Source organism: Flavobacterium sp. ABG, from assembly GCF_001027725.1.
GTDB classification, from domain to species: Bacteria; Bacteroidota; Bacteroidia; order Flavobacteriales; family Flavobacteriaceae; genus Flavobacterium; species Flavobacterium cupriresistens.
Genome location: NZ_LEKS01000015.1, coordinates 89,863 through 106,187, shown reverse-complemented (window position 1 = coordinate 106,187; position 16,325 = coordinate 89,863). Strand labels below are relative to the sequence as shown.

Below are 16,325 nucleotides of genomic sequence, written 5' to 3'. Positions count from 1 at the left end.
AGATCACACTAATCGAAACAAATAATTATGATTAAGATTAATAAAAATAAAAAAGTGACTTTGGTGCAGGAAAGTACACTTTTAACGCCTCAAATTCCAAATTTAACTTTATATAAAAAGGATCTGGTTGCCGAGAATGATTTTAAAGAAGATTGTGCTCTGGCCGTATTGCAAATTGTAATGCGAATGGGAATTGAATCCTTGCGTGCAAATACAATTGAAGAATGGCGAAAAGAATTAAATATCATTCCTCAGTATGATTCTCTATTTCAAACGATTATTAAAGAACTCGAGAAAATATCCTATATCCAAATTACGAATCAAAGCGTAATTGTACCAAAAGATATTGAAGAAAGAGCGGCCTCCTTTTCTCTGCACAATAAGTTATTAAAAGCAAAAAAAGAGGCAAATAGTTATCATAGTTATTACGCATTATTGAATCAAACGATTGGTGCTTTTGAGGAAATTTTGATTGGAAAGACGAAAGCTACTGATGTATTGTTTCCAGAAGGAAATTCCAGATTGGTAAGCGCTATCTATAATGGCGATTACAGATCTAATTATTTCAATTCAATAGTGGCATCAATTGTAGAAAATACAGTCAGAAACTATGAAGGAACTAATCAAAAAATAAACATCTTAGAAGTAGGAGGAGGCACAGGAGGAACAACGGTGCGTATTCTGGAAAAGTTAAAAAAATATGGCAATCAGGTAAAATATACTTTTACAGATGTTTCTCAAAGTTTTTTAATTGAAGCAGTAGAAAAATTTGAAGACATCATACCTTATTTTGAAACTAAGAGATTTGATATTACCCAATCTGCAGCAATGCAGGATATCGCAATGGGCAAATATGATATTGTGATAGGAGCCAATGTTGTTCATGCTACCGCTAATATTGCTGAAACACTTAAGAATATAAAACCAATTCTTAAGAAAGACGGGATTCTGATTATGAATGAGTTGAATGCATTGGAAATGTTTACGACATTAACATTCGGTTTGCTTTTTGACTGGTGGAATCATGAAGATAAAGAATTACGAATTTCAGGTAGTCCGGCATTAACTTTCGATAAATGGAAACAAGTATTATCTGAAGTTGGTTTTGTTGATTGTGATGTATATCCCAAACAAGAAGATATTCCACAACAAATAATAATTGCCAGGAGTAATGGCAGAGTATTAATTGATAAACAACAACCGGAAGAATTCTCTAAAACGGCAACAGAAGAAATAGTAAAAGAGGTTATACCAAGCTCCTTAAATACGGCAATAGATTTAAATGATTTTCAACAGAAATTAATTGCTATTGCAGCAGGCACTATCAAACTTCCGGTAACCGCTTTTAAGAAAGAAAAGCCATTTTCAGATTATGGTTTTGATTCCATTTTAGGGCTTACACTGATCAAAAACATTAATAAAACCCTCGAGATAACGCTGGATGTTACGGCTATATTCAATTATCCAACTATTCCGCTATTGGCTCAGCATATACTATATATACGTCCGGAGTTACTGGATGAAAAAAAGAAAATAGTAGGACAAGTACTTGAACCGATTACTGAAAAAGAGGTCGAAGAACCAAGTTTCTCGAAAATTGACAATAAGCAAGAAAAGGATAAAATTGCTATCATCGGAATGAGTGGGCAATTTGGGAAAGCAAATGATCTTGAGGAGTTTTGGGAAGTTCTAAAAAATGGAAAAAGTCTTGTAGAGGAAGTTCCTGAAGATAGATGGGATGTTGGATTACATTTTGACGAAAATCCAAAAGCCAAACAGAAAACTTATAGCAAATGGGGAAGTTTTTTAAGAGACATAGATAAGTTTGATCCGGAATTTTTTAAGATATCCGGTAAAGAAGCAGAAAACATGGATCCGCAACAGCGCCTATTTTTGCAACATTGTTGGAAAGCGTTGGAAGATGCAGCAATTGATCCAAATACTTTGCACGATTCTAAGTGTGGTGTCTATGTTGGTGCAACAGATGGAGATTATTACAAAACCTATTTAGAAGAAGCAAATGAAGCTTCTGCATTTTGGGGAATTTCGGGTTCTATATTGGCAGCGCGTATTTCATATTTTCTTAATTTGAAAGGAGCTGCCGTAGCAATAGACACAGCATGTTCCAGTTCATTGGTAGCAATGGATATGGGATGTAAAAGTTTATTGACAAAAGAAACAGATCTTATTATAACTGGAGGAATTTCATTATCTGTAACGCCAGAGTTTTACAAACTAAGCAGTATGGCAGGAATGTTATCTCCCGATGGTCAGTGTTATACTTTTGATGAAAGAGCAAATGGATTTGTACCCGGTGAAGGTGTAGGTGTACTTATTATGAAACGATTGGAAGATGCGGTAAGAGATGGTGATCCCATTTATGCTGTAGTACAAGGAATTCTTACCAATCAGGATGGAGCAACCAACGGAATTACGGCTCCAAGTGTGCTATCTCAACAAGACATTCAAAAGGAAGTTTTTAATAGATATGAAATTAATCCTGAGACAATTACTTATGTAGAAGCTCATGGAACAGGAACAAAACTGGGCGATCCTATAGAATTACAAGCTCTTAAAACATCTTTCAGGGCGCATACATCCAAAGTAAATTATTGCGGGATTGGTAGTGTAAAAACAAATCTGGGACATACACTCAGAGCGGCAGGAATGGCAGGTATTATTAAAGTATTGTTGGCCATGAAAAACAAGCAATTACCTCCATCAATTAATTATAAAAACCTTAACCAACACATTCAATTAAAAGATAGCCCTTTCATTATTCAGGAGAAATTAACTTCTTGGGATAGCAAAACACCCAAACGAGCTTCGGTAAGTAGTTTTGGAATTAGTGGCACAAATGCATTTGTTGTTTTAGAAGAGTATGTACAAAAAAATAGCCTTTCGGAGGCCAGTGATGAACCAATACTAATAGTTTTATCTGCACTAAATGAAGAAAGTTTAAAGAAAAAAGTAACGCAACTGGTTCATTTTATTAAAAAAGAAGAGAACTTAAACCTTCATGATATAGCCTATACATTGCAGATAGGCAGAAAAGTAATGGAGTGCCGTAAAGCTTTTGTTGTAAGTCATATAGAAGAATTAACAGATCAATTGCAACAGTTTGCTCAAGAGGAAACGGTTAGTTCTTACAGAAAGGATAATGAAGTTAATGAAGCTGAAATTCAACGAGCCATTCATAAGAAGCAATATACTGAACTGGCAAAATACTGGGAACAAGGAAACACTATAGATTGGTTGCGTTTGTACACTGTACAGCAACCTAGAAAGATTCATTTGCCTACCTATATTTTTGCAAAAGAGTCCTATTGGATAACTCCCAAAACAGAAATAGTATCATCTAATGTAAAAACATTACATCCATTAGTACATGAAAATATATCAGATTTTGAATCACAAAAATTTTCATCTTGTTTAACAGGAAGAGAATCGATCCTATCAGATCATATAGTGCAAGGAAAAAAGGTACTTCCGGGAGTTGCCTATGTAGAGATGGCAAGGGAAGCATTACAACGAAGTGGATTAAATGTAGTACCTGGTTTCTCGGATATAAAATGGTTGCAACCCATAGAGATAAATAAAGAGTCAGTCCGGATTGAAACTGAAGTTTATGCAAATGCAGAAGGCACTTTTATCGAATTAAGGAGTATAAAAAAGGAGGAAGCCACCATTCATTTTCAAGCCAGTTTAGAAGAAAATCAAAAAACAACAGCGCCTGGTTATAGAGATATATCGGCTATAAAAGAGCAAAGTAGTACATCATATACAAGTGATCAATGTTATCAAATTTTTGGAACAAAAGGAATTAATTATGGAGATAGTTTACAACTCATAAATTCTGTTCATGTTCTAAAAGAAGAAGTACTTACAAGTATTGCAGTTTTTGATAAAAGTGAATTTAAACTTCCAGTTGAAAAATTAGATAATGCACTTCAGACAGCTGCATTATTATGGTTGCAAGATTCTGATGCGCTGGCGTTACCTTATTCTATTGAAAAAATTTCATGGTATAATTTAGAAGAGGAAATTAAATACTGCTATGCCTATTATTCGGATAAGGAAAAAAACAAAAGTTTTGAAGTTGAACTATTAAGTGCATCAGGAGAAATTGTTATAGCACTATCAGGATATAAAATGATGCCAGTCTTAAAAATTAAGCCTAGTACAGCACAAACCTATTTATATGAATCGATATGGCAGCCAAAGATAAGCACACGTAACAGAGCAGATTTTTCTATTTTATCTACCGAGTTTATAGTTGTAGGTGATTTTCCTAAAGTCGAATTAGCGGGCACTATAACAAGAATTACGGATCGTGAAGAAAGGATCTTATTTTCTGTTGTTTTTGATAAAGTTAAGCAAGCTATGACGTCGAGAACTCCGGTACGTTTTGTCATTATTTATGATGACAAGACCGAACATGAGGTACAGTTTTTATCAGGATTATTAAGAACCGCTGCAATTGAAAACCCTAAGGTTTTATGGAAATGTATAGGTATTGATTTAGATAAAAACAGCAATGCAGAACAACTATCGAAAATTATTGCGGAGGAATTAAATGAAAGAGAAACAATAGTCCGATACCAGGATTTAAAACGAGAAGTAAAAGCAATCGTACCAATTGCACCACCACTAACCGAGTCAAATGAAAATATCAAGTTCATTCCAGGCGGAGTTTATATCATTACAGGTGGTATGGGTGGCATTGGAAAAACGCTGATAGAATACCTTTTTGATACCTATAATGATATTAAAATTATGGCTTGCGGGAGGTCTGTTTTAAATTCAAATAATCAGGAATATGTAAAATCGTTCAAGAACCTGACCTATTACCGTTGTGACATTACGGATAAGTTAGCCACTCAACAATTAATTGATGAGGTACAAAACCAATACGGTAAACTAAACGCAATTATTCATGCAGCAGGTAGTATTAATGACGATTTTATTCAGCAAAAAAATAGTGGTGAAGCATTAGAAGTTTTAGAAGTAAAAACCAAAGGGATACGTAATCTTCATGAAACTACAGAGCATATTTCGTTAGATTTCATGATGGTATTTTCATCATTAGCTGCGGTTTTAGGAAATTCAGGACAAGCAGATTATGCTGCAGCAAATGAATATTTAAGAGATTTTGCAAAATTCAGGAATAAAGAAGTAGCACAACAAAGAGCTTTTGGTAAAACAATAAGTATAGCATGGCCATTATGGGATAGTAGTGGAATGCAAATAAATGATGAAAGCAAGAAATCGCTGGAAAAGAAACTGAACATCGTTCCTCTACCACAAGAGGAAGGAATATATTGGTTAGAAAAATTATTGGGCAGCACGGCAGAATCAGTAGTCTTGCATTATGGAAAAGCACCTTTACCCGAAATATTTTTATCGGATTTAAAAGAAGTGCCGGAAAGTAGTGTAGCTATAAAAAATGAAAATGTAACGGAAGAATTAACGGAAGAAAGTTTAAAAGAAGTTACCTACGAATATCTCGTGGGGATTTTGGCTGAAGAACTGCGTTTTCCGGTTAGTAAATTTAAAATTACAGATACTTTTGAAAAATACGGTTTAGATTCTATAATGATGACGAGTCTCACTAGTCGTTTAGAAGAAACGTTTCCGAACATTCCGAAGACTTTATTTTTTGAGTTCTTAACCATAGAAGAATTGGTTATGTTCTTTGTCGAAGAATATTCAAATGTGTTAAATGCCATAGACAGCAGTAAAAAAATACCGGTTGACATAAAAGAACAAATTAGTATTCCATCAGAAATAAAGGCGACTTTTAAAAAAGCAGTACCGCATAAGTTTGTGCAACTTTCAGAAACTAGACAAGACGATACAATAAAGTGTACCGATGTGGCTATTGTAGGATTAAGCGGTAGATATCCACAAGCAGATTCGATAGAAGAATTCTGGGAAAATCTTAAAATAGGGAAAGATTGCATCACAGAGATTCCTGAAGACAGATGGAATATAGAGGGATTTTTTGATACAGAAAAAGGAAAATCAGGACGTAGCTATAGTAAGTGGGGAGGTTTTGTAAATGATATGGATAAGTTTGATCCATTATTTTTTAATATAACACCTTTAGAGGCTGAGCAAATAGATCCGCAAGAACGTTTGTTTTTGCAAATAGCTTGGGAAACAGTAGAAGATGCAGGATATACTAATGAAACTTTAAAAAGGAATCCTTATACAGGAGAACAAGACGGAAAAGTAGGGGTATATGTTGGAGTTATGTACCAAGAGTACCAGTTATACGGAGTAGAAGAAACAGTAAAAGGAAACCCGACAACACTTAGAGGAAGTTCAAGTAGTATAGCCAATAGAGTTTCGTACGTTTTTGATCTTCATGGACCTAGTTTGTCTCTGGACACGATGTGTTCTTCGTCAAGTACAGCTATTCATTTAGCATGCAAAGCCATACAAGAAGGAGAAATCAATATGGCTATTGCAGGAGGAGTAAACTTGAGTGTACATCCTAATAAATATTTGATGCTTAGCGATGGCGGTTTTGCCAGTAGCAAAGGAAAATGTGAGAGTTTTGGACAAGGTGGAGATGGTTATGTTCCCGGAGAAGGTGTTGGTGCTATTTTGTTAAAATCTCTTGAGCAAGCCGAAAAAGATGGAGATCATATTTATGGAGTAATTAAAGGATCTGCATTAAATCACGGAGGAAGAACGACAGGATATACGGTTCCAAATCCTAAGGCGCAAACAGCAGTAATTAGGGAAGCTATTAAAAAAGCGAATATCAAACCGGAGTCTATTTCTTATATCGAAGCACATGGTACAGGAACTAGTTTAGGAGACCCGATAGAAATTGTAGGGCTAAAAAATGCATTAGAAAGAACAGCTGCAAATAAATGCCGTATAGGTTCTGTAAAATCTAATATTGGACATTGCGAATCGGCAGCAGGTATTTCTGGAATTACTAAAGTATTGATGCAACTTAAATACAAACAGTTAGTTCCATCCATTCATTCGTCTCTATTAAACCCTAATATACAGTTTGATCAAACTGCCTTTTTAGTTCAGCAAGAATTAGAACCTTGGTCCGATCAAGACGAAACATTGTTAACTGCAGGTATTAGCAGTTTTGGTGCAGGAGGAAGCAATGCACATATCCTTATACAAGAGTATCCGAAAACGGAGAGAACTACTGATTTTGGAAAAGAACCGGTTATAATAGTTTTGTCGGCTAAAAACAAAAATCGATTAAAAGCTTATGCCGGTCGATTATTAAGTTATATAGAAAAAACTCCGGAAGCTTTACAAAATATAGCTTATACTTTGCAGATTGGTAGAGAAGCTATGTCAGAACGATTGGCAATAGTGACCAGTTCTAAAGAAGAGCTGGTGCAACAATTAGAGAATTTTGTTAAAAATGATGTGCGTTTAGCAGAAGATATTTTTACAGCTAATAGTAAAGATGAAAGCAATGATTTTCTCCTAAAAGGTAAAGCTGGCGCCGCATATATTAAAGAAGCTATTCAAGAAAAAGAAATAGCATCTATAGCGCAACTATGGACAAAAGGAGTTGAAATAAAATGGGAATTACTGAATTCTGGTAATACCTCTTTGCAAAGAATAAGTGTGCCTACCTATCCTTTTGCTAAAGAAAGGTATTGGGTACAAACAACAAATACTGCTGTAAAACACGAATCAGTTTCTAAACTGCATCAATTACTTCATACGAATGAATCAGATTTTGAAGCTCAGAAATTTGCGAGTGTTTTTACAGGAACAGAATGGTTTTTAGAAGATCATCTTGTTCAAAACGAAAAAGTAATTGCAGGTGTAGCCTATCTGGAAATGGCCAGGGAAGCGATAGAAAGAAGTACACATCAAAAAGTAACACAATTTCAGGACGTAACATGGTTGCATCCTATAAAAGTATTAGAACAACCCAAAAAAGTTGTTATTAGACTGGAACCTTCCGGTGAGCAGATTAGATATGTGGTATATTCTAAAGACCAAGAAGAAGAATATATTCATGGTCAGGGAATTGTAACTACAAGGGCTCAAGAAGAACCTAAACCCTATGATTTGATAACGATCAAATCCCGTACTAATCAGACAGCCTCTGAGTCAGAATGTTATAAAATGTTTAGCGTCCTTGGGTTTGGATATGGAAAAAGGTTTCAAGGTATAAAAGAGTTATACTATAATGATACAGAAGCACTAGCCAAAATTACATTGCCACAACATGGGGACATGACCTTAGATCCCGGAGTATTAGATAGTACGCTTCAGGCATGTTTAGCATGGCTACTGTTAAAAGATGAAGGTAAAATGCCATTGTCTATCCCATTTAGCGTAGGTAAAGTAACGGTATATAAAGAGATTACATTTCCGGTATGGTCGTATGCAAGGTTTAGCCCGAATGCTAACCCAAAAGCAACTATACCTAAATGTGATATGGATTTATTAAACGACAAAGGTGAGGTTGTGGTAAGTTTTAAAGATTTTGTCATTTTACCATACGATGGAGGATTTCTAAATAAAAATTCAAGAAAAGAATCCGTAGCGACAGAAATTTATGATTACCAATGGGAAGCAACTGAACTGGAAAAAACGTATGCGCATACTACAGATTACAATGATGTGATTTTAGCTGGGGCTACTCAAAATTTGGTACAACAATTTAGCCGGGAATTTGATGGGAATGTATATAGTGTAGACGAAGAAATAGAAGAATCCTATTTTCTGAAAATACTGGAGCTTCTCAGAAACAGAATGTCACAAAAGCAACGAGGGCAATTTTCGGTGCTTATAAATGACACAGATTATGATAAGTATGGATTTATTATAGGCATGTTGAAATCGGCTTCAAAAGAAAATCCAAGAGTTAAAACTAAATTTATTTCTATAGCATCTATGAATGTTAAGACAGGAAATGAATTAGTGCAAATCTTGAAAAACGAAAATCTTGATGAACAGGCAGAAGTACGTTATCTAAACGGAACCAGAGCAGTAAAGAGCGCTAGCTCAGTACCTCAAAATCAAATTTCTGATCTTAGGATTAAAGAAGGAGGTGTTTATTTGATTACTGGTGGTGCAGGAGGAATCGGAAGTGTTTTTGCAGAACATATTGCCAAAACCCAAGGAACGCAACTTATACTTACAGGCAGAAGAACTAATAATGATACAATCCGGAAGTATACAGAAAGCTTACCACATGCGCAATATTACGCATGTGATGTTACTAAGTACGAAGACGTAGAAAACGTAATACAAACTATTTTAACAGATTACAAAAAAATAGATGGGATTATTCATTGTGCAGGTATAGGTCTGGCCAGTACAATTATAGAGAAAACAGAAACAGAAATCTATAAGGTATTGCCACCAAAAATTGCTGGAGTAAAAAATTTAGACAAGGCATTACAAAATGAAACAATAGATTTTATGATGTATTGCTCCTCTATTTCGTCAGTATTAGGTGATATAGGGTTGTCAGACTATGCTGCCGCTAATGCCTATATGGATCATTTTGCAAAAAAACGAAATTGTTTAGTTAAAGACGGTAAACGTAAAGGAACTACGATTTCTGTGAATTGGGGATTATGGGAAACTGGCGGAATGCAGGCAAATGCGGAGAGTATAGAATTTTTATCCAAACAATGGGGCATGTTTCCTTTACCGGAAGCAGAAGGAGCAAAAGCATTGGATAAAGTACTGCAATTGGCAAATGAACAAACAATTATTGTTTATGGTTCTAAAAATAAACTGGACAAAACCTTTGGAGTTAAAGCGAACAGTATAGTCGCTATAGATAAAAAAGAGACTTCAGGAGAATCGGCAGTAGACTTAAGTGCAATTGCTTATGAGAAAATAGTCGAAATATTTAAGAAAGAACTAAAATTAAAAGAAGAGCACATTCAAACTGAATTGCCTTTTGAAGAATATGGAATCGATTCTATGTTAGTGGTAAAGCTAACCAATAGATTGAGCGATATTTTTGATAATGTTTCGGTATCCTTACTGTTTGAATATCAGACAATAGATCAGCTTGTATCCTATTTTGTTAAAGAACATTCAGATACTTTACAAACATTAAATACGGCAAACGGTACTCATGAAGTTCCTGTTCAGATGGATAAAGTAATTAGAGATGAAGCGTTTTCTATACTTGAAGCAAAGGAATACAAGCGCTTTATGCAACCTAAATTAGTTCCGGTTATCAAAAAGGAAGAAATAAAAAGTGACGATATAGCCATAATCGGATTGAGTGGAATCTATCCCGGAGCAAATGATATTGCTGAGTTTTGGGAGAATCTTAAAGCTGGTAAAGACAGTATTACAGAGATACCGGAAGAACGATGGAATATTCAGGAGTTTTATAATGTACAGAAGGGAAAAAAAGGAACAAGTTATAGTAAATGGGGTGGTTTTATTAATGATATAGATAAGTTCGACCCCTTGTTTTTTAATATTTCGCCACGCGAAGCCTCAATGATGGATCCGCAAGAACGGTTGTTTTTGCAAACGGCTTGGCATGCGGTTGAAGATGCAGGTTATACCAAAAAGAAATTACAAAATATAGGAAAAAAATCGGCTACAGATACAGGTGGTAATGTAGGTGTTTTTGTTGGAGTTATGTATGAAGAATATCAATTGTTCGGAATAGAAGAAAGACTCAAAGGTAATTTTATTGCTCCAACCGGAAATGCCAGTAGTATAGCCAATAGAGTTTCTTATTTTTTAGACCTTCACGGGCCGAGTATGGCAGTAGCAACGATGTGTTCTTCATCGCTAATTGCGATTCAGATGGCTTGCGAAAATATACATTTAGGGAACTGTGAAGCAGCTATAGCCGGAGGTGTTAATTTAAGTATACATCCCGGGAAATATTTAATGTTGAGTGATTTACATCTGGTTTCAGAAAAAGGGAAATGTGAAACTTTTGGAGAAGGAGGAGATGGTTATGTGCCTTCAGAAGGAGTTGGCGCAATCATGTTAAAATCATTGGCAAAAGCCAAACAAGACGGAGATCAAATTTATGGAGTCATTAAAGGTGGCGCTATAAACCACGGCGGAAAAGTAAACGGATATACCGTACCTAATCCTAATGCTCAGGCAGCGGTAATTCTGCAAGCAATGGATAGGGCAGGAGTTTCGCCTGAAGCCTATAGTTATATTGAGGCCCATGGTACAGGAACCAAATTAGGAGACCCTATTGAGATTGCCGGACTCAAAAAAGCATTTACAGGTACAACAAATCAATTTTGCAAAATAGGTTCTGTAAAATCGAATATTGGACATAGTGAGGCAGCAGCAGGGATATCCGGGGTTACCAAGGTACTTTTGCAACTTAGGAATAAACAACTCGTTCCGTCATTACATTCTAAGAAATTAAATACCAATATCGATTTTGAAAACAGCCCTTTTCAAGTACAGCAAGAATTAGAAGACTGGATTACGTTAGATGGCAGACCAAGATTAGCCGGAATAAGTAGTTTTGGAGCGGGAGGCACCAATGTACATCTTGTGATTGAAGAATATAAAAAAGATTCGCAGAATTTTCTCGACTCACAAGAACCTGTTATCATTCCACTATCGGCTAAAAACAGTGTTCAATTAAAAGAACATGTTCAAAAAATAAGTCAATTTCTGGAAGAGAATATGAAGGTCCTAACGATTAATGATGTCGCTTATACCTTGCAAATCGGTAGAGAAGCTATGGAGAGCAGAGTAGCTTTTATTGTTGCAAATACAGAACAATTAGTTGCAAAACTAAAGCAATATTTAGATGATCCTGTAACAGGAATAGTGGGCGAAATAGAGACAAATAAGTTGATGGCTTATTCAAAAATAAGCAATGCAGTTGAAGAAGCTTTAATACAAAAAGATCAAACAGCTTTAGCCACTTTATGGGCTCAGGGAGAACGCATTGATTGGAATCAATTATACGATAAAATGCCGACTGTTATTAGTCTCCCTAATTATCCATTTGCCAAAGATTATTGTTGGTTTAAGCCAAAAGATGCGACTGAGGTTACAGCAATAAAAAAGGAACATCCGCTGGTACATCAACAAGCCAATAAAGCTGATAGTTCTCGATTTATAAGTAAATATTCCGGTACCGAACAATTTCTGTCAGAACATATACTGCATACAGAAAAAATCTTACCGGGTGTAGCGTATCTGGAGATAGCAAGAGTTTCGGGCGGACGCTATACAGACCAAAAAATAGCTCAATTAAGAGATGTATTCTGGATGTCACCGCTACAAGTTAATGGACACTCCAAATCAATAGTTACAGAATTACAAACAGTAAATAAAGAAATTACGTTTACAGTTAAAGATCAGGAACAAGAAAATATCATCTTAAGCCAAGGTAAGATTAGTTCCGTATTTACAAAGGAAATAGAGAAATTGGATATACGATTAATTGGTAATCGATTAGGAGATGTTCTGGATAAAGAGGCCTATTATAGCCTATTCAAAGAACTCGGATTTCATTATGGAACGAGTTTTCAAGGGATAGAATATATCCGATATTCCGGAAACGAAGCCTTAGCCAAAATTAGCATCAATCAAGATCTTTCAGACAATTACTGGACTGTTCAAGCAATGGATAGTGCCTTGCAAACTTGTTTAGGAATTCATCTTAAAGGAAATACAAGAGAATTACCATTATCAATCCCATTTAGCGTTAAAGAGGTAAATATTTGCAAAGAATTACCCTCAGAGTTTTGGTCTTATGTAACGATAAGAGAACAAAGTGAAGAAAAAAATACACCGATACACTATGATGTAAAATTAATAGATGGTAGTGGTGAAGTGATCATGAGTTTTATAGATTTTGTAACGCTACCTTTTGTTAGCCAAGAACAAGCTGCATCGAATAAAATAGAGGGGTATACGCAATTATATTCTTATGACTGGAAATCAAAACCAATCACAGAGAAGGTAATAAGCAATGCGAACAGAAATTATGAAGTTATTTTGGCCGGTGCAACATCAGAAATGGCCGAACGATTAACAGATGAGTTAGAAATCGAGGTAACAAGCATACAAAGTCAGAACGAAGAAGAGTTCTTTAGAATTATTCTAGATCGTGTTAAACAGCATTTAGTCAATAAAAAAGAACAGCATTTCTTAATACTATTTGAAGAGCAAGAAGCCTTGTCCTATAGTTTTGTTTCGGGAATATTGAAATCGGCAAACAAAGAAAACCCAATAATCTCAGGAAAAACAATAGCCGTAGACCAAATTTCTGTAGCGAATATAGACCTTCTTTGCAAGATTATAAACGAAGAAAGAACCACGGAAGAGGCTGAAGTTCAGTATGTAAATAACAATCGGGAAGTCAGAGAAATAGGAATCTATAACAAAGTATCCGATCAGAATGCAATTGTTATTAAACCCAATGGGGTCTATATCATAACAGGAGGAGCTGGAGGATTGGGGATGATTTTTGCAAACTATTTGAATCAATTCAAAAATACGAAGCTCTTTTTAATCGGAAGGAGCGAATTATCTCCCGAAAAGAAAAGTAAGATCAGGCTATTAAACAAGGCAAAGTATATCCGTTGTGATGTTACCGACCGAGCAGCTATTTCAGTAGTGATCAATGAAATTCTTAGGGAAGAAGGACAAATTAATGGAATTATTCATAATGCAGGAATAGGAACAGCCAGTCAGATAATAAAAAAGACTCCCGAAGAAATACATAAAGTATTGGCGCCAAAAATTGATGCAACCAGAATTCTGGATGAAGTAACGCAACAATTATCGTTAGATTTTATGATGTATATATCTTCTATTTCTGCCATTATGGGAGATATAGGATTAGCGGACTATGCCTCTGCCAATGCTTATATGGATGCTTATGCAGTACACAGAAATCAATTGGTAAAAGAAGGAAAACGCTCAGGAAAATCTATTACGATTAATTGGGGATTATGGCAAGAGGGTGGACTGCAAATAAATGAAGAAAGCCGGAAATATTTAGAGCATTATTGGGCAATGCTGCCGTTGCCTACAGCCGAGGGACTCAAGGCATTATCTTATATATTTAAAGAAGCACCTTCGCAAGTAATGGTTGTATATGAGAAAGCATCTAAGCTTTTAGAAAAGAAAGCGCATAAAAAGACAGCACCCGTTGCGAATACTTTTGGTATTACAAAGGAGGCTTGTGTAAGATATTTCAGAAATCTGATCGGCGAAGAGTTACAAATAGAACCGGAAAGAATTGGTTTAACAACTCCATTTGAAACGTATGGAATGGATTCTATTCGTATCGTGAAACTGACGAATAAATTAAATGAAGATTTTGAAGACGTCTCAAATACCTTGTTTTTTGAGAACCCGACTCTAGATGATTTAGCCCTATACTTCATGAAGAATTATTCTGATTCGATGCTGAAACTCACAGAAAATCAGGAAGAAAATCAAGTAATTGCAGAAGATAAAATAGAAGCTTTTTACACTAATAAAGAAGAAAAAGAGCAACAAGAAACTAATTACAGCCCTATTGAGGAACCAATTGCAATTATTGGTGTAGCAGGAAAATACCCTGGAGCCAATACGTTGGAAGAATTTTGGGAGAACTTAAAAACAGGTAGAGATAGTATTACGGAAATTCCGGAAGACAGGTGGAATACCGAATTATTTTTTGATCGAGAAAAAGGCAAAGAAGGAAAGACGTATAGTAAGTGGGGTGGTTTTGTAGAAGATGTAGACAAATTTGATCCTATTTTTTTTAATATATCACCCAAAGAAGCTGAGTTAATGGATCCGCAAGAGCGTTTGTTTTTGCAAACGGCCTGGAATACAGTAGAAGATGCAGGATATACTCCGGAAGACCTGAATCAAAAAGTAGGTGTTTTTGTTGGCGTAATGTATAGTGAGTATGCTATGTTTGGTATAGATACGATGCACGAGGGGCAGTTTGCGACACCAAAAGGAATTCATAGCAGTATTGCAAACAGGGTTTCTTATGTAATGAATTTTGAGGGACCAAGTATGGCTATCGACACCATGTGTTCTTCTTCTGTCACCGCTATACATTTAGCTTGTGAAAGTCTCCGAAAAGGCGAATGTACAACCGCAATTGCTGGTGGAGTTAATCTTAATTTGCATCCGTACAAATATCTCTCGCTCAGTAGTGCGGGTTTTGTATCCAGCGAAGGAAAATGCGCTGCTTTTGGCGAAGGAGCAGACGGATATGTTCCAGGTGAAGGTGTTGGAGCGGTACTTTTAAAACCGCTATCGGAAGCGATAAAAGATAAGGATCAAATTTATGGAGTAATCCGATCGACAACGATTAATCATGGCGGAAGATCTAATGGGTTTCATGTGCCTAATCCTAATGCGCAAGCCAAAGTTATTCAAAAAGCAATTCAAAAAGCAGGAATACAATCCTCCTCGTTACAGTATATAGAAGCTCATGGTACAGGTACAAGTTTAGGAGACCCGATTGAAATAGCAGGCTTGACTCAGGCTTTAAACTTAGACCATAATGTCACTTGCAAAATAGGATCTGTAAAATCGAATATTGGGCATTGCGAGTCCGCAGCCGGAATTTCGGGATTAACAAAAATTTTACTTCAATTTAAGTATAAACAAATTGCCCCTTCCATTCATAGTAATATCCTGAATAAGAATATTCAATTTAACGAAAGTCCATTTGAAGTTCAGCAAGAATTAACAGATTGGATCATTACAGATACAGAAAAAAGAAGAGCAGGTTTAAGCAGCTTTGGAGCTGGAGGAAGTAACGCACATGTTATACTCGAAGAATACCAAAGAAATGATGATAGAGATAGAGCTGAGACGGCGTCGGTACTCATTGTTTTATCGGCTAAGAATACAGAACGTTTAAAACAGAAAGCAGAAGAGCTTATTAAATTTCTGGACGAAGTGGAAACTATTTCTTTAACTGATTTAGCCTATACACTACAAGTAGGAAGAGTTGCTATGGAAACCAGATTAAGTATAGAAGTTACCTCTGTAAAATCACTCAGAAAGGAACTTCATAACTACCTGCAAGATCAATTTTCGGGGCATCAAAAAAGCTTGAAAAGTTACGAGTTAAATACAACAGACAATATAGGCATTTTGTATAAAAGAGCTTTAGAGAATAAGGATCTGAATGAACTGGCAAAATTATGGATTCAAGGAGAATATATTGCCTGGGAAAAGTTATATGATAACAATACACAGCCTAAGCGAATAAGTCTCCCAACCTATCCATTTGTAAAGAAGAGGTATTGGATACCGGAAATCTCTGAGAAATTTGAGAAAAGAGAAAAGGTATCAAAAGTAATACATCCATTATTTCAAAATTAAGCAGC

General features: G+C 35.7%; 1 protein-coding gene. It reads left to right on the top strand.

Annotated features, from left to right (window positions below):
- Window positions 1–27: 27 nt before the first annotated feature.
- Window positions 28–16,320: an SDR family NAD(P)-dependent oxidoreductase gene (locus tag AB674_RS22615; RefSeq protein WP_047778079.1), complete on the top strand. Its 16,293-nt coding sequence runs from the start codon at window positions 28–30 to the stop codon at window positions 16,318–16,320.
- Window positions 16,321–16,325 lie beyond the last annotated feature (5 nt).

Excerpts from the sequence above, each read along its gene's own strand:
- AB674_RS22615 (WP_047778079.1), top strand. The coding sequence starts at position 28 with ATGATTAAGATTAATAAAAATAAAAAAGTGACTTTGGTGCAGGAAAGT.